This is a genomic window from Vibrio sp. 1159, from assembly GCF_033340395.1.
Lineage (GTDB): Bacteria > Pseudomonadota > Gammaproteobacteria > Enterobacterales > Vibrionaceae > Vibrio > Vibrio alginolyticus.
Genome location: NZ_JAWOWL010000001.1, coordinates 1 through 23,983 on the forward strand (window position 1 = coordinate 1; position 23,983 = coordinate 23,983).

Annotated in this window: 19 protein-coding genes; 11 read left to right on the forward strand and 8 right to left on the reverse strand. The window is 45.2% G+C overall.

The window, feature by feature from the left end:
* The first annotated feature begins 90 nt into the window (after positions 1-90).
* The gene (locus R7127_RS00005) at positions 91-525 is read left to right on the forward strand and encodes a GNAT family N-acetyltransferase (protein ID WP_005379245.1); all 435 of its coding nucleotides are present in this window, start codon (positions 91-93) and stop codon (positions 523-525) included.
* A gap of 619 nt (positions 526-1,144) precedes the next feature.
* Positions 1,145-3,931 carry a DNA polymerase I gene (polA, locus tag R7127_RS00010; protein WP_005379246.1) on the forward strand — a complete coding sequence of 929 codons (2,787 nt, stop codon included), beginning with the start codon at positions 1,145-1,147 and terminating at the stop codon, positions 3,929-3,931.
* A 747-nt stretch (positions 3,932-4,678) separates the two neighbouring features.
* Here polA and yihA read toward each other — a convergent pair.
* Positions 4,679-5,338 carry a ribosome biogenesis GTP-binding protein YihA/YsxC gene (gene yihA / locus R7127_RS00015; protein ID WP_017635019.1) on the reverse strand — a complete coding sequence of 220 codons (660 nt, stop codon included), beginning with the start codon at positions 5,336-5,338 and terminating at the stop codon, positions 4,679-4,681.
* A 159-nt stretch (positions 5,339-5,497) separates the two neighbouring features.
* On the opposite strand from yihA, the gene R7127_RS00020 reads away from it, so the two are divergent.
* The 5 genes from R7127_RS00020 to hemN all read left to right on the forward strand — a co-directional run bounded on the left by R7127_RS00020 (position 5,498) and on the right by hemN (position 10,206).
* Positions 5,498-6,115, forward strand: a complete 618-nt coding sequence (locus R7127_RS00020; RefSeq protein WP_005379248.1) for a c-type cytochrome — start codon at positions 5,498-5,500, stop codon at positions 6,113-6,115.
* A gap of 838 nt (positions 6,116-6,953) precedes the next feature.
* A complete protein-coding gene (locus R7127_RS00025; protein ID WP_064353517.1) occupies positions 6,954-7,592 on the forward strand; it encodes a class I SAM-dependent methyltransferase in 639 nt (212 codons plus the stop codon).
* Positions 7,592-8,134, forward strand: a complete 543-nt coding sequence (gene yihI / locus R7127_RS00030; protein ID WP_005379252.1) for a Der GTPase-activating protein YihI — start codon at positions 7,592-7,594, stop codon at positions 8,132-8,134. Before R7127_RS00025 ends, yihI begins: the two co-directional genes overlap by 1 nt.
* A gap of 7 nt (positions 8,135-8,141) precedes the next feature.
* A complete protein-coding gene (locus R7127_RS00035) occupies positions 8,142-8,630 on the forward strand; it encodes a DUF2489 domain-containing protein (protein WP_005379254.1) in 489 nt (162 codons plus the stop codon).
* A 184-nt stretch (positions 8,631-8,814) separates the two neighbouring features.
* Complete coding sequence (gene hemN, locus R7127_RS00040) at positions 8,815-10,206, forward strand: oxygen-independent coproporphyrinogen III oxidase (protein WP_054729102.1); 1,392 nt, start codon at positions 8,815-8,817, stop codon at positions 10,204-10,206.
* A gap of 68 nt (positions 10,207-10,274) precedes the next feature.
* On the opposite strand, the gene add is transcribed toward hemN, so the two are convergent.
* The 6 genes from add to glnA all read right to left on the reverse strand — a co-directional run bounded on the left by add (position 10,275) and on the right by glnA (position 18,902).
* Positions 10,275-11,279 carry an adenosine deaminase gene (gene add, locus R7127_RS00045; RefSeq protein ID WP_005379257.1) on the reverse strand — a complete coding sequence of 335 codons (1,005 nt, stop codon included), beginning with the start codon at positions 11,277-11,279 and terminating at the stop codon, positions 10,275-10,277.
* 147 nt (positions 11,280-11,426) lie between these two features.
* Positions 11,427-13,973, reverse strand: coding sequence for an EAL domain-containing protein (locus tag R7127_RS00050; protein ID WP_053303413.1), 2,547 nt, complete (start codon positions 13,971-13,973; stop codon positions 11,427-11,429).
* 102 nt (positions 13,974-14,075) lie between these two features.
* Entirely contained in the window at positions 14,076-15,479 is a 1,404-nt protein-coding gene (gene glnG, locus R7127_RS00055) for a nitrogen regulation protein NR(I) (protein WP_258483343.1), read from the reverse strand.
* 57 nt (positions 15,480-15,536) lie between these two features.
* The gene (glnL, locus tag R7127_RS00060) at positions 15,537-16,583 is read right to left on the reverse strand and encodes a nitrogen regulation protein NR(II) (protein ID WP_017821940.1); all 1,047 of its coding nucleotides are present in this window, start codon (positions 16,581-16,583) and stop codon (positions 15,537-15,539) included.
* A gap of 132 nt (positions 16,584-16,715) precedes the next feature.
* Positions 16,716-17,297 (reverse strand): DUF4124 domain-containing protein, encoded by a 582-nt coding sequence (locus R7127_RS00065; RefSeq protein ID WP_047103732.1) that lies wholly within the window; start codon positions 17,295-17,297, stop codon positions 16,716-16,718.
* A gap of 195 nt (positions 17,298-17,492) precedes the next feature.
* Positions 17,493-18,902, reverse strand: a complete 1,410-nt coding sequence (glnA, locus tag R7127_RS00070) for a glutamate--ammonia ligase (RefSeq protein ID WP_005379275.1) — start codon at positions 18,900-18,902, stop codon at positions 17,493-17,495.
* 530 nt (positions 18,903-19,432) lie between these two features.
* Here glnA and typA point away from each other — a divergent pair.
* Entirely contained in the window at positions 19,433-21,262 is a 1,830-nt protein-coding gene (gene typA / locus R7127_RS00075) for a translational GTPase TypA (RefSeq protein WP_005379276.1), read from the forward strand.
* Between the two features lie 72 nt (positions 21,263-21,334).
* Positions 21,335-21,877: an AAA family ATPase gene (locus tag R7127_RS00080; protein WP_031779018.1), complete on the forward strand. Its 543-nt coding sequence runs from the start codon at positions 21,335-21,337 to the stop codon at positions 21,875-21,877.
* 31 nt (positions 21,878-21,908) lie between these two features.
* Here the strand turns inward: R7127_RS00080 and R7127_RS00085 are convergent, their stop codons facing one another.
* Positions 21,909-22,550: a DUF2959 domain-containing protein gene (locus tag R7127_RS00085; RefSeq protein WP_005382972.1), complete on the reverse strand. Its 642-nt coding sequence runs from the start codon at positions 22,548-22,550 to the stop codon at positions 21,909-21,911.
* A 34-nt stretch (positions 22,551-22,584) separates the two neighbouring features.
* Between R7127_RS00085 and R7127_RS00090 the strand changes: the two genes are divergently transcribed.
* Together R7127_RS00090 and dtd are read left to right on the forward strand one after the other, a co-directional pair.
* On the forward strand, positions 22,585-23,529 hold the full coding sequence (locus R7127_RS00090; RefSeq protein ID WP_005379281.1) for a virulence factor BrkB family protein: 945 nt from the start codon (positions 22,585-22,587) through the stop codon (positions 23,527-23,529).
* Positions 23,501-23,935, forward strand: coding sequence for a D-aminoacyl-tRNA deacylase (gene dtd / locus R7127_RS00095; protein ID WP_005379282.1), 435 nt, complete (start codon positions 23,501-23,503; stop codon positions 23,933-23,935). The genes R7127_RS00090 and dtd overlap by 29 nt, the downstream gene beginning before the upstream one ends.
* Positions 23,936-23,983: the final 48 nt, after the last annotated feature.

Consider the following 23,983-nt stretch of genomic DNA (forward strand, 5'->3'; position numbering starts at 1 on the left):
GGCGCTGGACTAAACAAAGGCCCCCTTTTAGGGGGCTCACACAAAGCCACCTTCTTTAGAAGGTGGTAATTTACTTTGGAGAAGAGAATAATGACAATGCTGATTCGTGAAGGCACATTGGAAGAAGCACTTCAAGTTGTGGCGCGTGTTACCGAGTTTTCGAAAGGAGAAACGGTAGACTCCATGACTCAACGTTTAGAAGAGAAAAACAGTTTAATCCTCGTTGCAGAAAAAAATGGCACGATTGTCGGCTTCAAAATAGGTTACGAATTAGAGGATGGTGTTTTCTATAGCTGGTTAGGTGGTGTTGTCCCTGAAGCTCGAAATGAAGGCGTGGCACAACTGCTTTTGGAAGCTCAAGAGGATTGGGTGGCAGAACAAGGCTACAACACATTAAAAGTGAAATCTCGAAACCAGTTTCCGGCTATGCTTCGCTTGTTATTGAGAAATGGCTATATAATTGAAAAGTTTGAAGAAAAAGTAAATCTTCGAGAATCTCGAGTGCATTTCATTAAAGCAATGTGAAAATAAATGAGATTTTTTCTCATTTAACTGTTGACTACGAAATGAGAATCATTATTATTAAACCTGTCTTAGGGAATGAGGAAAGTTCACAAGGACGTTGAGTGACTTATTAACAGAAGTTAATTAACTGAAAGTTGAGAAGTGATGAAACATTTTTCCGAGAACTTGCACGAATTCTTTTTGACACGACATTGCTCACATTGCTTCCAGTGTAATTTATAGCTTCTTGGTTAAGCTGCTCTATTTACAGAATTTGCTTTACCACTTCTGCTAGGCGACCCCATTCGGGTCGCTTTTTTCTTTTCTACGATTTCTATTTGACGTCACTATTAATATCTTTTCCACATGCGATGATCATTTTAGGATCGTTGATCTTCTCGCCGTTATGCGAATTTGTTGTTATTAATCAATGGTTTGGGTTGGTGTTTTCTTGTGTTTTTTGTTATTGGATAACCAGTGGATAATTTCTATAAACAGAGTTATCCACAGGAGGTGGTGTTTTCGTGAATAAAGTCGGAAAAATTTACGCGACCTAGATCGAGCGAACAAGATAGATTCAGATCAGCAGTCATGGCATCCTAGGCAGATCTCTCAAGTACTGAATTGGATACAGACAATTATGGCAAGTATTCCTGAAAATCCGTTGATCCTTATCGACGGCTCTTCTTACCTATATCGCGCTTTTCACGCCTACCCGGGCACCATGAGCAATGGTGAAATTCCAACTAATGCCGTTTACGGCGTCGTGAACATGTTACGCAGCATGATGCGTCAGTTTGCGTCTGAGCGCATCGCGGTGGTTTTCGATGCAAAGGGAAAAACCTTTCGTGATGATATGTATGCAGAATACAAAGCGAATCGTCCGCCAATGCCGGATGACCTGCGTTGTCAAATTGAACCATTACACAATGTTATTCGTGCAATGGGTTTGCCGCTGATCTGTGTTCCTGGCGTCGAGGCGGATGACGTCATCGGTACGTTAGCATACCAAGCATCACAAAAGGGCATGCCTGTATTGATCAGTACTGGTGATAAAGACATGGCGCAGCTAGTGGATGATAACATTACCTTGATCAACACCATGACGAACGTCGTAATGGATCGTGAAGGTGTGGTTGAAAAGTTTGGCATTCCACCTGAGTTGATCATCGACTACTTAGCACTGATGGGCGATAAAGTAGATAACATTCCTGGTGTACCGGGTGTCGGTGATAAAACCGCGACCGCACTACTGCAAGGTATTGGTGGTCTGACGAAGTTGTATGAAAACCTCGATGATATTGCAGGGCTTGGTTTCCGTGGTTCTAAAACCATGGCGAAAAAGCTCATCGACAACAAAGAAAATGCCATGCTTTCGTATGAGCTCGCGACCATCAAATTGGATGTTGAGCTTGAGGAAACGCCAGAATCATTGCTGAAAGCGGAACCAAATAAAGACGAATTAGTGAAGCTGTATGGCCAACTGACGTTTAAATCTTGGTTGAATGAACTACTTGAAGGCGGTTCTGGATCTGTGGAGGCTGTAGAGCTTGCAGGATCTTCACAAGCTTCTTCTTCTCAAGCCGAGATGGAAACTTCTGCGGTAACAATCGATCGCAGCCAATATGAAACAATTCTGGATAAAGAAACCTTCAATGCTTGGCTAGATAAACTTCAAACGGCTGAGCTGTTTGCATTTGATACGGAGACCGATAACCTAGATTACATGCTAGCGAATCTAGTTGGTTTGTCATTCGCTGTCGATGAAGGTATTGCGGCTTATGTGCCAGTTGCACATGACTATTTAGATGCGCCTGAACAGCTTGATCGTGATTGGGTACTAGAACAGCTGAAGCCAATTCTTGAAGATGCAGCGAAAGCAAAAGTCGGTCAAAACTTAAAGTATGATGCGTCTGTACTCGCTCGTTACGACATTGAGCTAAAAGGTATCAAGCACGACACGATGTTGGAATCGTATATCTACAACAGTGTCGGCGGTAAACACGATATGGACAGCTTGGCGCTTCGCTTCCTACAGCACAGCTGCATTTCTTTTGAGCAAATTGCAGGTAAAGGCAAAAATCAGCTTACGTTTAACCAAATCGAACTGGAACAAGCATCGCCATACGCGGCAGAAGATGCGGATGTGACCCTTCGTCTGCACAATCGCTTGTTTGCTAATATCGAGCAGGATGAAAGCCTGAAGACAGTTTACGAAGAGATTGAAATGCCGTTGGTGCCAGTTCTTTCGCGCATTGAACGCACTGGGGTCTTTATCGATGAAATGAAGCTGAGTGCGCAGTCGGTCGAGATTACCGCTCGCCTTGATGAGCTTGAAAAGAAAGCGTACGAAATTGCAGAGCAAGAGTTTAACATGAACTCGCCAAAGCAATTACAAGCCATCCTATTTGAAAAAATGGGTTTACCGGTTGTGAAGAAAACGCCATCAGGCACACCATCGACGAATGAAGAAGTTCTGCAAGAACTCGCACTAGACTACCCACTACCAAAACTGATTTTGGAATACCGTGGTCTGGCGAAGCTAAAATCAACTTACACCGACAAACTGCCGAAGATGATCAACCCATCAACGGGTCGCGTGCATACTTCTTACCACCAAGCAGTGACCGCAACGGGTCGTCTATCTTCTACTGATCCGAACTTACAGAACATTCCAATTCGTAACGAAGCTGGCCGTCGTATTCGTCAAGCGTTTGTCGCGCCATCAGGGCATAAAATCTTAGCGGTCGACTACTCGCAAATCGAACTTCGCATCATGGCGCACCTTTCTGGTGACCAAGCGTTATTGGATGCATTCCGTGATGGCAAAGATATCCACGCGGCAACCGCAGCAGAAATCATGGGTGTTTCTATTGAAGACGTTTCAAGTGAGCAACGTCGTCGTGCGAAAGCGGTTAATTTCGGTCTTATTTACGGCATGAGTGCGTTTGGTTTGGCGAAGCAATTAGGCATTCCTCGTGGTGAGGCTCAAGCGTACATGGATACATACTTTGAACGTTACCCAGGCGTGATGCAGTACATGGAAGACACACGCAGCACAGCAGCAGATAAAGGGTATGTTGAAACGATTTTTGGTCGACGTTTGCATTTGCCAGAAATCAAATCGCGCAACGGGATGCGTCGTAAAGCTGCTGAACGTGCGGCAATCAACGCACCAATGCAAGGTACGGCAGCGGACATCATTAAGAAAGCGATGCTGTTGGTTGATCAGTGGATTCAGGAAGAAGGCAATGGTCGTGTGAAGTTATTAATGCAAGTACACGATGAATTGGTCTTTGAAGTTGAAGAGTCATCATTGTCCGAAATTGAAAGTAAAGTACAGAAATTGATGGAATCTGCAGCAGAGCTAAAAGTACCGTTGGTTGCAGAAGCAGGTCACGGTGATAACTGGGATCAAGCTCATTAGTCACTTTTAGACCAAAATAACCAATTAATTATGAGCCAGCGCACAAACGCTGGCTTTTTTTTGAGATTAAAAAAGCTAGCGCAAAGTTAACTTTGATGTTGCTTAATAAAAATTTCATGAAAAAAAACTACAAAAATTCTTTGCAATTCTGACCAATTGTTGTACATTAATACTCGTAGGGTACAGAGGTAAGATGTTCTATCTTTCAGACCTTTTGTTTCACGTTATTGGATTAGGCTGATTCAGCCGCCCCAGTCAGTTTTTGACTGGGGCGTTTTTTATTGGGCGAAAGAAAATTATTCTTTTAGATCAGTAGCTTAAAGTAAGCCTTTAAAAACCTTCTTTTTTGACCTTTCTAAGTCACTGCAAAATCTCGATTTTTCCTTCAAATTTATTGCGTTATTCATCCTGTAAATTTACGCCAGTCACACTATTATTTTTTCTTGAAAGAAACTAAGTTACATCTTTTTGAAGATTTGCTTGGCTTAACTGTCTGAATTGTAACGCTGTTGGGTGTTTTTGGAGTGAATGTTTGGTGATACACAGGAAACAAGAGCGCTTTTTAACCTATTGAAATCGAATCTCAGTTCAGCAATGCTTCGTCACATAACAATAATTACCAATTTTTCTCTCCCGTTATCCCTGCCAGGAAGGCGGGGATTTTTATTGCCTGTTATTTAGTTCAGATAAACAAAAGCCCCACCAAATGGCAGGGCCGTGTCGAAGAAATTTAACAAATATTGTTAATTATTCTTCATCGCTCGCTGGTATCTCTTGTTCGTCTTCTTCTATCAGGTGTGCTAGTGCTGGTGCAAACCAGGTATCCAGTTTTGCACGTAGCTGATCGACACCTAATCCTTTCAGTGAAGAGAACACATCAACAGAAACGTCACCACCGAAAGTTTCTACTTGCTTACGAACTTTCAGTAGAGTTTGTTTGCGTGCACCACTTTTTAGTTTATCTGCTTTGGTTAGCAAAACTTGCACAGGAATGTGGCTATCGATGGCCCAGAAAATCATTTGTTGGTCGAGATCTTTCATTGGATGACGAATGTCCATTAGAACCACTAAGCCTTTTAGGCACTCGCGTTTCTGTAGGTATTCACCCAAAGATTTCTGCCATTTGTTTTTCATCTCTACCGGTACTTGAGCAAAACCGTATCCAGGTAGATCGACAATGTGACAACCTTCTTCTACTTTGAAAAGGTTGATTAATTGCGTACGACCAGGTGTCTTTGATGTCTTGGCTAAGCTTTTTTGATTAGTTAGACGGTTAAGTGCACTCGATTTACCAGCGTTTGAGCGTCCTGCAAACGCAATTTCGACACCTTCGTCTTCCGGCAGGTGACGAATATCGGGTGCGCTGGTGATGAAATGCGTATTTTGGTAATGAATTTTTACGCTCACTGTTAACTCCATCTCGACTTTGTGTAGTCGATTGATTACTTTTTTGTGAAAATGTGTAAAATAACCGTGCTCGGCATAAGGTCGCCTATTGTACCATGAGTGTACGCGGTATGTTCACATTCCGTGGTACTGGAAGCTTGATAATTATAATGGAATGTCATGAAGAAATTAGCGCTAATTTTGAGTCTTTTAGCCAGTTGCTCAGTATGGGCCCAAGGTAATATTGAGGCTGGTAAAGCAAAATCACAAACCTGTGTCGCCTGTCACGGAGCAGATGGCAACAGTGCAATAACAACGTACCCGAAACTCGCAGGCCAACACGCTAAGTATCTTGAGAAGCAGTTAAAAGAACTTAAGCTAGGCATGACAAGTGGTGGTAAACAAGGTCGTTACGATCCTGTAATGAGTGGTATGGCAATGCCACTGAGCGATGAAGATATCGCAGACCTATCTGCTTACTACGCTTCGCTACCAGTTTCAGAAAACTCAACACCTGAAGATGTAGTAGCAAAAGGCAAAACGCTTTATACCGCTGGTGATGCCGAGCGTGGCCTAACCGCATGTATTGCATGTCATGGTCCTCGTGGCAATGGTACTGAGCTTTCAGGTTTCCCGAAAATTTCTGGTCAGCATGCTGACTACATCAAAGCTCAGCTAGAAAAATTCCGTGATGGCGACCGTGGCAATGATATGAATGCCATGATGCGCGACATCGCGAAGAAAATGACAGACGAAGATATCGAAGTGCTGTCTAAATACGTTGGCGGTCTGCACTAATATACCTAAATCGCTCAAGATCCTGCATCTTGAGCTGGTTGGGTAGATGTCCCTACATCGTTCGAGCAACTTGTACAAAAATGCCCTAGTGAATCCACTAGGGCATTTTTGTTCGTGACAGATATCACAGTCGAGTTTGGATGCGAAAGCGATAGTTGGCTCGGCAGTTTGTGAGACATTTGCCATACTTGATGTTGGCTTTTTCTTGTTAGTGTTTTTAAGCTTTTGATTAAATGATAATTTTGATTTTTTAGAAAAATAGGCGGATTATTTTTTCAACCCATTACTTGTGAGCATAACGGGATGGCGTAAAGTAGAAGTCGTTCACAGGGAGTGAATGTAAGGATTTAAGACCACGGTTTAGGTCTCCAAGGATGTAGCTCGGATGCTTGGTGATTTAGAAAGGGATTTAGATAGGTAGGGAGCCTATCAGATAAGGATGGTCATCTCGTCTGACGGTTAAGACAGTGAAACGGATCAGGCACAGGAAGTTGCTCAGTAGACAGGAAGTAAACGGATAGCCAAAACTCATCAGGAAGATGAAAAACAACTCTTTTTGGCAGGGAAAGCTCTAAAAACAAAGGGATCATTGGTGCACCAAATGTGTGCAACACAGTTTCGCCAATTGATGGCACTTAGAAAGCGACAGTCTGACTGTCGCTTTTTTTATATCCGTTGACTTGCTCAGTCGTAACTTGAATTGAGATTACTGCACTTATTTAGCTTTATAGGTTGTAAACAAAGTTTTTTAATAAAAATTGCTGAAAAAATACTCAACAACACTCCAATCCGAGTTCACTTTCTGGTATGTTTCGCATCCCTGTTTGAGGAAGTCAGCATGCATACCTGTCCTTTATGCCAAAATCAGCGCACTCACCATTATTTTGAAGATAAGCGTCGTGAATATCTTCAATGTGAGCAGTGCAGCTTGGTATTCGTAAATCCAGACCAACGTTTGGATGCGGAAAGCGAAAAAGCTCACTATGATTTGCATGAGAACAACCCCGATGATTTGGGTTACCGAAGCTTTTTGTCGCGTATTGCTGACCCGATCACAGAGCGAATTTCTCCACAATCAAATGGTATCGACTTTGGTTGTGGTCCTGGCCCAACGCTCTCCTTGATGCTGGAAGAGGCGGGGCACAACATGGCGTTGTACGATCTCTACTACCACCCTGATACGTCGGTTTTAGAAAAAACGTACGACTTCATGACAGCAACAGAGGTGATAGAGCACCTCTACCACCCAGATTTGGTGTGGAAGCAATGGTTGAATTTAGTTAAGCCAGGGGGCTGGATAGGCCTGATGACGAAAATGGTCATCGATGTTGAAGCCTTTCAATCATGGCACTACAAGAACGATCCAACTCATGTGGTGTTCTTTAGCCGTGAAACGTTCCAGTTCCTAGCTGAGCGGGATAAGCTCGAACTCGAATTTATTGGTAATGATGTAATTTTACTGAGGAAAGCCCAGTAATGAGCCGTAGTAAAAAATCTAGAAAACCGGGTGCCGCTGGTGCACCTGAGTTTGTTGTAACTCGTAACCGTACAGAATCTGATGTGGAAGGCCGCTTACGCAAGCGTGCTAAAAAGCGTAAAGGTCTGAAAACGGGTAACCGTAACTCAGAAGTTAACGAGCAGAAAAAGCAAGCTGCTGCACAAAATCGCGACCCGCGCTTAGGCAGCAAAAAGAAAATACCTCTGATTGTTGAACCTGCGAAGAAAATGACGAAGCAAGAGCGTCGTTTGTCGGCAGAGCAAGAACTAGAGATGCTAGAAAATGACGCGCAATTGAACGTGTTGCTAGACCGTATTGAAGCGGGTGAAAACCTGGGCACAGGTCTACAGAAATTCGTCGATGAGAAACTCGATCGCATTGAGAAGCTAATGGACCAACTAGGTTTGTTGGAACCTGAAGAAGAGGAAGACTTCACTGCACCTGCTGAGAAAAGCACGCGCAACGATGATGACTTGCTGGCAGATTTCGACGACATTAATTTCGACGACTATAAAGGATAATTAAGCTATGAATGTAACCTTATTAGCTATTGCTGGTGTTGTGATTATCATCGCACTCGCTTCTTATGCAGGTTACCTTCTGCTTCAATTGAAAAAGCAAAAGGAATTGCAGCTGAAGCATCAAAAATTGGCGATAGACAAACGTAACGCCAACATTTTTGAGAATGTGCATACCTTGTGTCAGGCGGGCATTCAAGGCCAGTGCGATTTATCTGAAATCAGTATCCGTGTGTATAACATCATGGATTATGTACAAGGTGAAGACCGCGTTGATTTCGATAAAACGTACCCTGCGATTTCTGAGCTTTACCACATCGTGAAAGATATGGCGCGTGGCGAAGAACGCCAACAACTTGCCAAGAAAGAGCGTATGCAACAGAACTTGACGCGTCATAAAGCGGAAAGCCGCCTCACTGATGCGATTATTGAGGAGCTCAAAGTGTTGCAGAAAAACGTCCAGCCACTGAATAATCAAATCAATATTCAGATGATTTAAGCGCGACCCCCAATAGTCTCCTTATGACTAATGGGGGTATCGTGATCACGCTAGCACTTCTTTAGTTTTATACTTAAAAAGCCAGTCGGCGTTGCCACGCTTGTCATCGTCGTATGGCAAAATAGCGGCTCTGAATATCGGGTGACGGCTTTCGTTGCCCTAGCATTTAACGGAAAGTACCACCATGTCGAATCAACACACTGAATCGAAACAGCAAATCGTCTGGGATCAAGCGGTATTGGATAAGTACAACTATTCCGGGCCTCGTTATACGTCGTACCCAACGGCGCTGGAGTTTCATGAAGCGTTCACCATTTCTGATTATGATATGGCATGCACTCAATACCCAGAACGCCCATTATCGCTGTACGTACACATTCCGTTCTGTCACAAGCTTTGTTACTACTGTGGATGTAATAAAGTCATTACACGCCACTCGCACAAAGCGGATGAATACCTCGACGTGCTTGAACACGAAATTCGTCAACGTGCTGCATTACTTGTTGGTCGCACCGTGACGCAATTGCATTTTGGTGGTGGTACACCGACGTTTCTCTCTGAAAAGCAAATCACGCGTGTGATGAGCCTGCTACGCCAAGAGTTTACTTTTAGTAGCGATGCTGAAATCAGTATCGAGGTTGACCCGCGTGAAATCGAGCTGACCATGCTGGATCATCTGCGTAGTGAAGGCTTCAATCGCTTGAGCATCGGTGTTCAGGACTTCAACAAAGAAGTGCAAAAGCTGGTGAATCGTGAGCAAGATGAAGAGTTCATCGTTGCGATGGTTGCGCGCGCAAAAGAGTTAGGCTTTCGTTCGACGAACCTAGATTTAATTTACGGTTTACCGAAGCAGACCAAAGAATCTTTTGCCAAGACTCTAGAACAAGTGCTAGAGATGCAGCCGGGCCGTCTATCCGTGTTTAACTACGCGCACATGCCACAGCTATTTGCAGCGCAGCGTAAGATTAAAGACGAAGACCTGCCAAAGGCAGAAGAGAAGATGGCGATTCTGCAAGATACCATCGCGACACTGACTGATGCTGGCTACCAATTTATCGGTATGGACCACTTTGCTTTGCCGGACGATGAACTTGCTGCTGCCCAGCGCGAAGGTATTTTGCATCGCAATTTCCAAGGCTACACCACACAAGGTGAATGTGACTTGGTTGGCTTTGGTGTTTCTGCAATCTCGATGATCGGCGATGCGTACGCGCAAAACCAGAAAGAGCTGAAGAAATACTACGCTCAAGTCAACGAACTTCGTCACGCTCTATGGAAAGGGGTCTCTCTGGACTCCGATGATTTGCTCCGTCGCGAAGTGATTAAGCAGCTGATTTGTAACTTCAAGTTAGACAAAAAAGCCATTGAATCTGAGTTTAAAGTGAAGTTTGATCAGTACTTTAAAGAAGACTTACAGCTACTTCAGACCTTTATTAACGATGAGCTGGTGGAAGTGGATGACAATGAAATTCGTGTGACGCTGCGAGGTCGTTTGCTGATCCGTAATATTTGTATGAGCTTCGATAAGTACCTGCGAGCGAAGGCGCGTCAGCAACAATTCTCTCGTGTTATTTAATCAGAGATACAGATTCAAGATATAAAAAATGCCAGCAGATGCTGGCATTTTTTATGTTTTCGCTGGATTTAAGCGCGATCTTTTACTTTTTCTCTCAGTTCCGCTTTTTCTGCTTCTGAAAGGAACGCAATCTCAAGGCCATTGATTTGCGCTTGGCGAATCTGGTCTTGGCTCAGACCAGCGGCTGGTGCTGCTACTTCGTATTCGTATGGCAGTTCGATGCCTTCAACCGCTGGATCGTCAGTGTTCAGACACGCAAGAACGCCATGCTCTAGGAACTGCTTGAGAGGGTGGTTTTCTAGCGTTTCTACTGTACTTGTTTGGTAGTTTGACGTCAGGCAAGATTCAATACCAATGCGGTTTTCTGCTAGGTAATCCATCAGTTTTGGATCGTGAATCGCTTTTACGCCGTGACCGATACGAGTTGCGCCCAGCTCATTGATTGCTTGCCACATGCTCTCTGCACCTGCTGCTTCACCAGCATGGACCGTTACCCCAAGGCCAGCATCGCGTACTTGCTTGAAGTGAGACACAAAGCGATCACCCGGTTGGCCTAGCTCGTCCCCCGCAAGGTCGACGGCAACGATGTGATCTTTCTGGCTCAGAATGCCGTCCAGTTCTTGTTGACATGCGTCAGTGCCAAATGTGCGACTCATGATACCGATCAGGTTGGCTTTCACGCCAAAATCGCGCATACCCGCTTGCACACCGTCCACGACGGCTTCAACAACCCCCGCTACTGGTAGTTTGTGTTTCATCGCCATGTAGTAAGGAGAGAAACGCAGCTCTGCGTAATCGATTTGTGCGTTTAGCGCGTCTTCTACGTTTTCGTACGCGACACGACGACATGCATCTAGATCGCCCAGTACAGCAACACCCCAGTCGAGCTTAGAAAGGAAAGCAACAAGAGAGGGTTCCGCTTCGACAATTTGAACGTGAGGAGTGAGAGACTCAATATCGTACGCTGGTAGGGCAATGCCAAACTTTTGGCCTAGCTCAAGAATCGTTTTAGTACGAATGTTACCGTCGAGGTGACGGTGCAAATCAGTAAGAGGAAGGTTCTTCGTTATCATTTTGTCGATCCGGATAGTTATGAACTGGAACAGGGCCCAAACATCATCTGTGACAATACATGGGTAAGATTTGCAGTTAAGTATAAATAACAGTTGGGTAGATTGTCAGTAGAGGATGACTAGGAAATCAACGATTCTCGCTCTTTTCTACTTCATGTTCACCAAATGTGTTGGCCATTCTTCTAGTGGCATAGGGCGGCTGTAGTAGAAGCCTTGCACCTGATTACAGCCTAAAGAGCGCAGTAATTGTGCTTGATTGCTATCCTCGACACCTTCCGCGACGACATTAGTTTTGAGACCTGCTGTGATATTGATGACGGCAGCGACGACTGAACTGTTTAAGTTTTCTTGTGTGAGTTGATTGATGAAGGTGCGATCAATCTTCAAGCAGGTAAACGGCAGAGAGTGGAGGTAACCCAGTGATGAGTAGCCGGTGCCAAAGTCATCTATCGCGATACCAATACCCATTTCACGCAGTTTAGTCATATTTTCTAGTGTGGTCGGTGCGCTGTCAATGATACGTGATTCTGTGATCTCTAGTGTGAGGTTACTTGCTGGTAATTTCGTGATATCCAATACGCTTGTCACCGTATCGACAAAACTTGGGCAAGATAGTTGATTAACGGAGATATTCACATGCAGTTGGAAGTCCGACGGCCACTGTTTGCTTTCGATCGCTTGGTAAGTGTCGCGACAAGCTTGTAACAGAATCTGTTGGCCAATGGCTTTGATCATGCCGCTTTCTTCCGCGATTGGAATAAAATCTAATGGTGACACCATACCTGAGTCGCTATGCCAACGCGCCAGTGCTTCGGCGCCACACACTGTGCCACTGACGAGATCCACAATCGGTTGGTAATGAGGAATAAACTCTCGGTTTTCAATGCCAGTTTGGATCTTGGTCAGCATTTGCGTACGAAACTTTGAAGCGCTCGCTAGTTCTGGGCTGTAGTGACAAACACCAGTCAGTGAGTCTTGTTTGGCGTAACTTAATGCGATGCTGGCGTTGCGTAACCATAAAGGCATGGTTTCGTTTGGCTGGGTTTGTACAATACCAAGTGAAATCTTCATCACTACATTCTCGCCTTCCACCATAAATGGGGTGGAAAAGAGTTGCTGTAATCGACGCTCGGTTTGTTTAATTTTGGTTTCCGTGTCGACATTTGAGAGAAACACCGCGAATTCGTCACCACCAATCCGAGCCAATAATGCGTTGTCACGAAACTGCTGTTTTAACCTTTTAGCGATGCTGACCAACAACTGGTCGCCGTTGTGATGACCCACACTGTCGTTGATATCTCTAAATTTGTTGATGCCAAGTAAAAATAAACTGCCGTGACAAAGATGAGACTGATTTTCACAGATTTCGACCAAACCCTGACGACTATATAAGCGTGTCAGAGAGTCATAAACCAACTGTTCACGCAATGCTTTGAATGAAGCTCTTAGATTGTTCGCCATTTCATTAAAAGCATGGACCAGTACGGTTGTCTCATACACATAACCAGGCTTTGGCATGCCGCTATCCCAATCCCCATTTGCCAGGTGCTGAGCGGCGGCGGCCGTCGCGTTAATTGGTCTGGTAACTCGGTTGAAAATGATCCAACTGATGGCGATACCAAATAGGCTTACAATAATGCCAACGAGCCAGCTCTCTTGCTGGCTTTTTGGTAACAGGCCGAGAAGCTCAGACTCCGAAATGGAGGTGCCGATAAACCATGTTAAGCCGTCTTGGTCTCGATACGGGGTTAGCCGACTGAAAATACGTTGGCCATCATGTTCAAATGAAAAAGTATAAGGTTGCTTGGTGTTGTTGAGATCGAAAGACCGGACTCGGCTCGCACTGATTTTGATGATCGGGTCTGCGTTTTCAGCGGCAAGCAAACGCTGCCCTTTATCCGAAAATTTTGTGCCCCATGAGATGACGCTTCCCGGGCCTGAGTGAGCGATTAAACGATGATCTGGGTCCATGATGTAGACCGACGCTTTAGTGTTGTATTTTAACTCGCGCAGGAATTCGTTGAATGTATTGATACGAATGTCTGTCACCAAAACACCAGCAAATTGGTCGTGTTTGTACACCGGCGTCATGGCTGATAGCGTAATATCCTGGCGTTCATCAGCATTGGTATAAATTTCAGACCAAGTGGCGTTTTGGCTCTCTGCAACGGGCTTATACCATGGGCGAGTGCGAGGATCGTATTGGGAGATAACCGTTCGAATGTTGTTACTCACATGGTTGGTTCCATAAATAACCAGATCACCATCGGTGTGGCGATCTTGCACCATTAAGGTGTAATCGTCGGAAAGTTCGCGGCGAAAGCCTGCAAAGTCGCCGTTTTCTGAACCAAATGCGATTACATCCAACTGCGGTATCGATTGGTAAAGATTTTTGAATGCACTCAGCAGGTAGTTTTGAATGTCTGAGGTATCGTGAGGGCGATAAAGGTTGTGATAGCTGACGTTGTGTGCGAGAGCCATAACCGCAGTAAAAGGCTTACGTAGATAGCTATTGAGGTGGTCGTGGACACTTTCGGTTAACACGGAAAGTTGCTTGTCACTGATATCCGTGACCACTTCTTCGTAACTTTGTTTTTGGACGTAGACAATGACACCGATCGCCAGTAAGAAGATCATGACAAATGGAATCAGAACAGCAGTACGCAGTGTAATTTGAGTCGTAGCAGTAGACATCGCCTAATCACATAGATGGTGGTGCGCCACAATTGTACTGATGTTTTTATTAATATCGAGTGACAAACGACGCTCGTTGTTAACGCACCACGTAAGTGATTGTCAGTACAATTCTTTTAATTTTCTGGTGAGTGTATTTCGCCCCCAGCCTAATACTTTAGCGGCATCTTGCTTATGACCTTTAGTGTGCTCTAAGGCTGCTTCTAATAAAATACGTTCAAATTCTGGTAAAGCGTAAGAAAGCAGTTCTTTATCTCCTGCTGCGAGTGAATGCCGCGCCCAATCCGCCAATTGTTCTTGCCAACTACCATGTGCAGAGTCTGAAATGGATTTTTTCTCTTCGAGTAGTTCGCTTGGCAAGTCATTTGGTAACACCTCGCTACCACTGGCCATAACGGTTAACCAACGGCAAATATTCTCTAATTGACGCACGTTGCCAGGCCAATCAAGGCGGTTAAGAATCTCTACGGTCGACGGGTGGAGAGTTTTTGTTTCCACACCAAGCTCATCAGCCGCACGGATAAGAAAATGCTGTGTAAGCTTTTCAATGTCTTGCTTACGCTCACGCAGTGCCGGGATCTGAACGCGAATCACGTTTAAGCGATGAAATAGGTCCTCACGGAAGTCACCTTCGTGCACCAGCTTTTCTAAGTTCTGGTGTGTTGCCGCGACAATTCGTACATCGACACTGATCGGAGAGTGACCGCCCACTCGATAAAACTGCCCGTCAGCTAGAACGCGTAGTAAACGAGTTTGAATGTCCAATGGCATGTCGCCGATTTCGTCTAAAAATAGAGTGCCGCCATTGGCTTGTTCGAATCGTCCTTGACGAACATTGTTTGCCCCCGTAAACGCGCCTTTTTCGTGGCCAAATAGTTCTGATTCAATCAAGTCTTTGGGAATCGCCGCCATATTGAGCGCAATGAAAGGTTTGTTAGCACGTGGACTGTGACGGTGCAGTGCATGAGCAACGAGTTCTTTACCCGTGCCCGATTCACCGTTAATCAAGACTGAAATAGAGGAGCGAGAAAGACGACCAATGGCGCGAAACACCTCTTGCATCGCTGGTGCTTCACCGATAATTTCAGGCGTTTCTGCTGGAATGTCTTCTGGAGAGAGCTGCTCGCGTTTGTTTTCGTGGCTGTGTGCAATGGCTCGCTCAACCAGAGTTAAGGTTTCATCAATATCAAAAGGTTTTGGTAAATATTCAAAAGCACCTTTTTGGTACGCATTCACTGCCGCATCTAAATCTGAGTGTGCGGTCATGATAATCACGGGAAGGTCTGGGTAATCGCGCTGTACTTGTTTTAGTAGCTCCAACCCATCAACACCTGGCATGCGAATGTCTGATACTAGAACATCCGGCACTTCGCGTTCGAGCGCCATTAACACGCTTTCTCCATCGGCATAGGTTTCACATTTGATGTTGGCAGAGGAGAGCGTTTTCTCCATTACCCAGCGAATTGAACTGTCGTCATCAACGACCCAAACATATCCTTTACTCATGTAGTAATCCTTGCAGCAAACCGAAAAACTGACGCGACTTGAAGTCTATTAGCGCACTCAGATCGGCAGATAAATAGTAAATGTTGTGTGACCAGGCCAGCTTTCTACGTCTATTTTTCCATTGTGCTGGTCGATCAAATTTTGCGAAATAGATAGCCCTAATCCAGTTCCTCCCTCGCGGCCACTGACCATGGGATAGAACAGCGTGTCTTGTAGTTCTGGTGGAATACCTGGGCCGTTGTCTGTGATTTCGACACGAGCAGCGAGTTTACAGCGTTTGCCGTGAATATTGGCTTGGTGCACCGTTCTGGTGCGAATGGTGATTTTCCCGTGCTCTTGATGGCTAAGAATTTGTGCGGCGTTGCTGACGATATTAAGCATTGCCTGCTCGATTTGGTCTGTATCCATCAAAATCTCTGGCAAGCTTGGGTCATAATCTCGTTCAATGATGATTGAGCGTTGTGACTCTAATTCAACCAGCTGGCGAACCTTTTCAAGAATTTGGTGCAGATTCTCTTGTGTCTTCTTACCTGGCTTCTGCGGTCCTAGTAATCGATCCACGAGCGCCCTTAAACGGTCTGCTTGCTCAATGATGATGTGTGTATATTCGGTGAGAGAGGGCTCTGGCAGCATTTTTTCTAACAATTGCGCCGCACCGCGTAAGCCGCCAAGCGGATTTTTGATCTCATGTGCAAGCCCTCGGACTAACAGCTTCGCTGCTTGTTGCTGGGCGTGTTGGTTCAGTTCTTGAGAGAGTCGGCGCTGCTGATCAATTTTGCGCATCTCGACCAGAAGCATCAACTGCTTTTGCCAAGTGATAGGGCTAACCGTCACCTCTAGCATTAAAGGGCGGCCATCAACAACGAAAGTGACGTCACTGTCGGTGATGCTTTGGCCACTTTGCAACGGTTGAGTGAGCAGCGCGAGATCCAGCGACGCATGCTGAATCAATTGAGAAAGTGATTGTTCAATAATTCGTTTGGCGCTTTGAGAAAACAGCAATTCGGCAGCCGGGTTGGCATAACGGATGGCCAATCCATCATCAAGAATCAGCGTTGCTGTCACCATATTGTTGAGAATGGCACTAGGAAGACTGGTATCCACATTACGTCCTTGTTTTGCTTTAAGATTGTGCGATGCACAATAATGGTGCAATTGAACGTTAAGTATGGCGAATAAATCTTAGAAGAAAAAGTGAAAAGCATCGCTGTGATGTGATTTTTTTCACCAGATATTCTATTTTGCCCCTTTTACGGTCGGCTTAACACTTGCTCTATGTAAATGCACCGTTATAGGGCTAGTAGATGCAATAAGCTTGCCGCTTCTTTTCGCGTGCACAGCAAGTGTGTGAGTGCCTCGGTCAATATTGTTTAACTGCCACACTATATGGTTTTGTGGTGCACCATAAGGTTTTCCATCGAGTAACAATTGCAATTGCTCACCGATACCAAGCTTGCGATTGGTTTCTAATTGAATATTGATGATGCCTCGATTGCTGCGGATGGTCTCGTTGTGCTTGGGAGTCAGCATCGAGAGTTCTAATGGAAGAGGCTTCTCGGTTGTTTTCTCTGGCTTGTTTTGTGATGCAGTAGATGGCGTAGTCTGAGGTGCGAGCGATTCAGTACTTTCTACCTCAGGAGCTGGTGCGCTGGCTTCAAGGTTTGGCAGTGCGATCGCTTTTGCTCCTTTGTTTGGCGTATCACTAAAGTGAACCACGCCATTTTCATCTACCCACGTATACGCGACCTGCGCGAAGGCGATAGAGGCGATTAACAATCCGCTGAGTGCACACAGTGATGGAATAAGCTGAACTTTCATTGCTCACCTTCTCTTGTTCGATGATTTCACGTTTCAATGGCTTAGCTCTTTGACCTGTAAGGAAAAATTCTAAGCGTATTTTTATTATCCCCTCATGTTAAACGTCGAAGCTTGAGTGGCGAATACAAAAAAGGCCCGCCTGCGAGGCGAGCCTAATATTTTATTGCTGTGTTTACATTTTACACAGTGTCGACCTTACACAGAGTAGTAAAGTTCGAACTCAACAGGGTGAGTTGTCATGTTTACACGCTCTACGTCCTGAGACTTAAGGTCGATGTATGAATCGATGAAGTCGTCAGAGAATACGCCGCCCGCTGTTAAGAACTCACGATCAGCATCTAGCTCTGCTAGCGCGTCTTTTAGTGAGTATGCAACAGTTGGGATTTCTGCTGCTTCTTCAGCTGGAAGATCGTAAAGGTCTTTATCCATCGCTTCGCCTGGGTGGATCTTATTCTTGATACCGTCAAGACCAGCCATAAGCATTGCTGCGAAACATAGGTATGGGTTCGCCGCTGGGTCACCGAAACGAACTTCGATACGACGTGCTTTCGGGCTTGGTACCACTGGGATACGGATTGAAGCAGAGCGGTTACGCGCTGAGTAAGCTAGCATTACTGGTGCTTCGAAGCCTGGTACAAGACGTTTGTACGAGTTGGTTGATGGGTTAGCGAATGCGTTGATTGCACGAGCGTGTTTGATGATACCACCGATGTAGTAAAGCGCCATTTCAGATAGACCGCCGTACTTGTCACCAGCAAATAGGTTTACGCCATCTTTTGCTAGAGACTGGTGAACGTGCATACCGCTGCCGTTGTCGCCAACAAGTGGTTTAGGCATAAACGTCGCTGTTTTACCAAACGCGTGAGCAACGTTGTGTACAACGTACTTGTAGATTTGGATTTCGTCAGCTTTGGTTGTTAGCGTGTTGAAACGAGTTGCGATTTCGTTTTGACCCGCCGTTGCCACTTCGTGGTGGTGCGCTTCAACAACAAGACCCATTTCTTCCATTACTAGACACATAGCAGAACGGATGTCTTGAGATGAATCTACTGGAGCTACTGGGAAGTAACCACCTTTAACGCCTGGACGGTGACCTTTGTTACCTTCTTCGTAGTCAGAACCTGTGTTCCATGCCGCTTCTACGTCGTCGATCTTGAAGAAAGAGCCTGACATGTCCGTCGAGAACTTCACGTCATCAAATAGGAAAAATTCTGGCTCAGGACCGATAAGTACAGTATCTGCAACACCTGTAGAACGCATGAAGTCTTCAGCGCGTTTTGCGATAGAGCGTGGGTCACGGTCATAGCCTTGCATTGTTGCAGGCTCTAAGATGTCACAACGGATATTTAGTGTTGCGTCTTCCGTGAATGGGTCAAGCACAGCAGAAGATGCGTCAGGCATCATTACCATGTCTGATTCGTTGATACCTTTCCAGCCAGCAACTGATGAACCATCGAACATTTTACCTTCTTCGAAGAAGTCTGCGTCGATTTGGTGAGCAGGGATCGAAATGTGCTGCTCTTTACCTTTTGTATCAGTGAAGCGTAGGTCAACAAACTTAACTTCGTTTTCTTGGATCAGCGATAGAACGTTTTCTACTGACATCTTGGATAACCTCCAGTGTTAATAAGCGGTAAAAGCTCGATTTATGAATTATTCATGAAACCTGGCATTGATTAATCAATTTGACTTTTCATTAATCGATGCTGTTTTAACTAAAGCCAAAACCGTGCCAAAAAAAATATTCCATTAATTTCAAGCAATTGTGTTTTTGAATGCTAGTTTGGTGCACTTGCTTGCACCAAAATGATCTTTGCTTGCACTATTATGGTGCCAAAAATCATTGTTGCACCATAATGTGACAGGTACATTGCGTATTCAGCCCAGTTTTTGAGCAAGAGTCAATTTGAATTATGCATCGATTAGAATAAAGTTGCGTTTAATCAATTCGTTCTGAGGAAGAAAATGGGCATTAAGCGTAAAAATCGCAGAAATGCTCGGGAGTAGATCACATATTTCTAGGCTTTTTGCTAAAATCTGGTACATTATGGCCGTTTTTTTAATCAGCAAATGTCGCCAGAGAGCACCCGTTCTCAGCGTGGGGGCATTTCATCTATCTAAGTGAATCAATATCCATGGCTACTCCACAGATTGATAAATTAAGAAATATCGCGATCATCGCGCACGTTGACCACGGTAAAACCACGTTGGTTGACAAGCTGCTACAACAATCAGGCACGCTTGAGTCTCGCGGTGAAGCTGAAGAGCGAGTCATGGACTCGAACGACATCGAGAAAGAGCGCGGTATTACCATTCTTGCTAAAAACACAGCAATCGACTGGAACGATTACCGTATCAACATCGTAGATACTCCGGGACACGCGGACTTCGGTGGTGAAGTTGAGCGTATCATGTCGATGGTAGACTCAGTACTACTTATCGTTGACGCAGTCGATGGTCCAATGCCTCAAACGCGTTTCGTAACACAAAAAGCGTTTGCTCACGGTCTAAAACCAATCGTTGTAATCAACAAGATTGACCGCCCTGGTGCACGTCCTGATTGGGTTATGGACCAAGTGTTCGATCTATTCGACAACCTAGGTGCAACTGATGACCAGCTAGACTTTAAAGTAGTTTACGCATCAGCACTTAACGGCTGGGCTTCTCTAGAAGAAGGCGAAACTGGCGAGAATATGGAACCACTATTCCAAACTATCGTTGATGTTGTTGACGCGCCAAATGTTGACCTTGATGGTCCACTACAGATGCAAGTTTCTCAGCTAGACTACAGCTCTTACGTTGGTGTTATCGGCGTGGCTCGCGTAACTCGTGGTAGCGTTAAGCCAAACCAGCAGGTAACCATTATTGGTGCTGACGGTAAAACTCGCAACGGTAAAGTGGGTACAGTAATGGGCTACCTTGGCCTAGAGCGTCACGAAGTGGAACAAGCTAACGCGGGTGATATCATCGCAATCACTGGTCTTGGCGAGCTGAAAATTTCTGACACTATCTGTGCACAAAACGCAGTAGAAGCATTACCACCATTGTCTGTTGATGAACCAACAGTAACAATGACGTTCCAAGTAAACACGTCTCCATTCGCGGGTAAAGAAGGTAAGTTCGTAACGTCACGTAACATCCTTGAGCGTCTTGAGAAGGAATTGGTACACAACGTTGCACTACGCGTTGAGCAAACAGACGATCCAGATAAATTCCGCGTATCAGGTCGTGGTGAACTTCACCTTTCTATCCTGATCGAAAACATGCGTCGTGAAGGCTTTGAGCTTGCGGTATCTCGTCCAGAAGTAATCATCAAAGAAGAGGATGGTCAGTTGATGGAACCGTTCGAAACGGTAACTATCGACGTAATGGAAGAGCACCAAGGCGGCATCATGGAGAACATCGGCCTACGTAAAGGTGAGCTGAAAGACATGTCTCCAGACGGTAAAGGTCGTGTGCGTATGGACTTCGTTATGCCATCACGTGGTCTGATCGGTTTCCAAACGGAATTCATGACACTGACTTCAGGTTCAGGTCTTCTTTACCATACGTTTGATCACTACGGCCCTCACAAAGGCGGTAACATCGGTCAACGTGTAAACGGTGTACTAATCGCGAACGCGATGGGTAAAGCGCTAACTAACGCACTGTTCAACCTTCAAGAGCGTGGTCGTCTATTTATCGGTCACGGTGTTGAAGTTTACGAAGGTATGGTTATCGGTATTCACAGCCGTGACAACGACCTAACGGTAAACGCACTGAAAGGTAAGCAGCTAACCAACGTTCGTGCATCTGGTACCGATGACGCACAGGTTCTTACTCCGCCAATCAAGATGACTCTTGAGCAAGCACTAGAATTCATCGATGACGACGAGCTAGTAGAAGTAACGCCTGAAAGCATCCGTATCCGTAAGAAGTTCCTAACGGAAAGCGACCGTAAGCGTGCTTCTCGTGGCGCGAAATAATTTTCGTTAAGCGATTCAATTAAGAAGAAGCCTCGAGTTATGCTCGGGGCTTTTTGTTTTCTGGAGTTGAATATGAACCCGATTATTATTACCGGTGGGCCTGGTGCGGGAAAAACAACACTGCTGAATGCGCTAGACGCGTGTGGTTACGCCACGTTTCCAGAAGGGTCCCGCGACTTGATTGAGCAGCAAAGCCAGTTAGAAAATGGTATTTTGCCGTGGACGAATTTGCCTGAGTTTGCCAAGTTATGCCTTGGGTTGATGGACAAACAAAAGAGTGATGCGCGTTGTCATGATGTTGCGTTTGTTGATCGCGCCATCCCCGACATCATTGCATACCTACAAGTGGGCGGCTGTAAGGTTGATCAAGCTTTCTTAACCGAAAGCGCTGGGTACCATAGTCAGGTGTTTACTTGTCGACCTGAAGCATCCATTTACGTACAAGATGAAGTGCGTCCGCACAGCTTTGAAGAAGCATTGGAGATTCATCAGTCGTTAGTGAGTGTCTATACTGAGTTGGGTTATGAAGTGGTAGAAGTGCCATGGGGAACTGTACCAGAGAGGGTAGGCTTTGTTCGAAGAGTCATCGGTTTACTCGGTGAGGTCGCCGACTAAAACCTCCTCACTAGGAGGAGGTCTAAATCATTTACTTTTGATTGAGCTTTTGTAGGAATTTATCGGACTCTGCAATCGCTTCGTTCATTTGTTTGATCGCAAACTGGATGTCTTTCTCTAAGCTAGAGAACTCACCTTGCAAAGAACCAATCGCACTGGCGTTAAGGTTGTGTTTTAAGTACAACGTGTTGTCACGTAGCGTATCCAGTACCGGTGTCATCTTTTTCTCTGCACGCTTCATAGCGCTAAGCATGGTTTTGTACGAGGCTTTGGTTTCACGTAGTTTTTGCTCGCTTGAACGACGCAGTTTCGCACTCGAGTACAGCTCTAGCTCATCTTGCCACTCATCAAACAGTGCGCCGGATACGTCTTCAATCGCAGCAATACGGTCACGTACGTCTTGAGCCGCTTTTTCGCTATCTTCATATTTGTCATTGATGTTGTTGTAGACATTTTCTAGCTCACCACCATCAAAGTTGGTGATCGCAGACAAGGCTTCAAGTGCACTGGTGAATTCTTCTTGTGCATCTTGTTGAGATTCTTTGGCATCTTCGACGCGGTCGACCATAATATCTCGTTTATGATACCCAACCTGCTCCATTGCTGAGTAATAAGCAGATTGACACCCTGTTAAAGTGAAAATTGATAGTACAATTGCTAATAAATAAGGCATTCTTATGTCCTCGGCGCTAATTATGGGATGAACTATGAACCAGTTATCAGAGAGTTACAAGGCGAGATTAATCAATCTACTGCCAAGTTGCGTCGCGTTTTTTAAGTATCTTCTTAAGCGATTAACGCATGACCGTGTGAATGTGAACGCGGGCTATCTTGCCTACATTACCTTGTTATCCATCGTGCCAATGCTGACGGTATTGTTATCAATATTGTCGAAATTTCCCGTTTTTGCGAACGTTGGTGAGGTGCTGCAAGGCTACATTATTGAGAATTTTGTGCCAGCTTCTGGAGAAGCTGTACATACGGCATTACAGGAATTTGTGGCGAATACGGGCAAAATGAGCGCGGTTGGCGGTGGGTTTTTATTCATCGCAGCGGTCATGCTGATTTCCAACATTGATAAGAACTTAAACTACATTTGGCGAGTTAAAGACAAGCGCCGTTTAGTCTTTTCATTCTCTATGTATTGGATGGTACTCACGTTAGGGCCGATCATGGTCGGTGCGAGTATTGCGGCGACGTCGTACGTGACTTCGCTGCAAATTTTAGAGAACGAGACATTATCTGGTGCGTTTAATTTATTTCTGCGTTGGCTACCGTTGTTGCTGTCCTTTTTTGCTTTTCTTGGCTTGTATATTCTAGTGCCGAATAAAAAAGTACACCTCGCTCATGGTGCCATGGGGGCAGCAGTCGCCGCGATACTGTTCGAGTTGAGTAAAAAAGGCTTTGCACTCTACATCACTCAGTTTCCGTCTTATCAGCTCATCTACGGCGCGTTAGCGGCGATTCCTATCTTATTTGTTTGGGTGTATTTATGCTGGATGATCGTGTTATTGGGGGCGGAAGTTACGGCTGCGCTTGGTGAGCGAGAGCACTGGAGTGAAGATTTAGACATGATACACTCGACCGCTGAATCTCAGTTAACAGATGAAGGAAGCGAGAGTAGTGATAGCGCTAATTCAACGAGTCAGTGAAGCAGCCGTCCGCGTGGATGGTGAAGTCGTAGGAGAAATTGATCGTGGTCTGCTGGTCTTATTGGGCGTAGAGAAGGACGACGATGAAGCTAAAGCAAAGCGTTTAATGGAGCGTGTTACAACCTACCGTGTGTTCGAAGATGACGAAGGCAAGATGAACCTGAACGTTAAACAGGTGGAAGGTAAAGTGCTGGTGGTTTCTCAATTTACGCTGCCTGCGGATACAAAAAAAGGCACGCGAGCTGGCTTTTCTCGCGGTGCGCATCCTGTTGATGCAGAGCGCTTGTATGATTACTTTTCTGACTTGTGTGAAGAAGTCTTACCCACACAGCGTGGCCGCTTCGCTGCCGATATGAAAGTGTCCTTGGTGAATGACGGTCCTGTGACGTTTTGGTTGCAGGTCTAATCTGGTAACACAGGCGCCATAGTCTAAGCTTTAACTCCAAGCTCATGG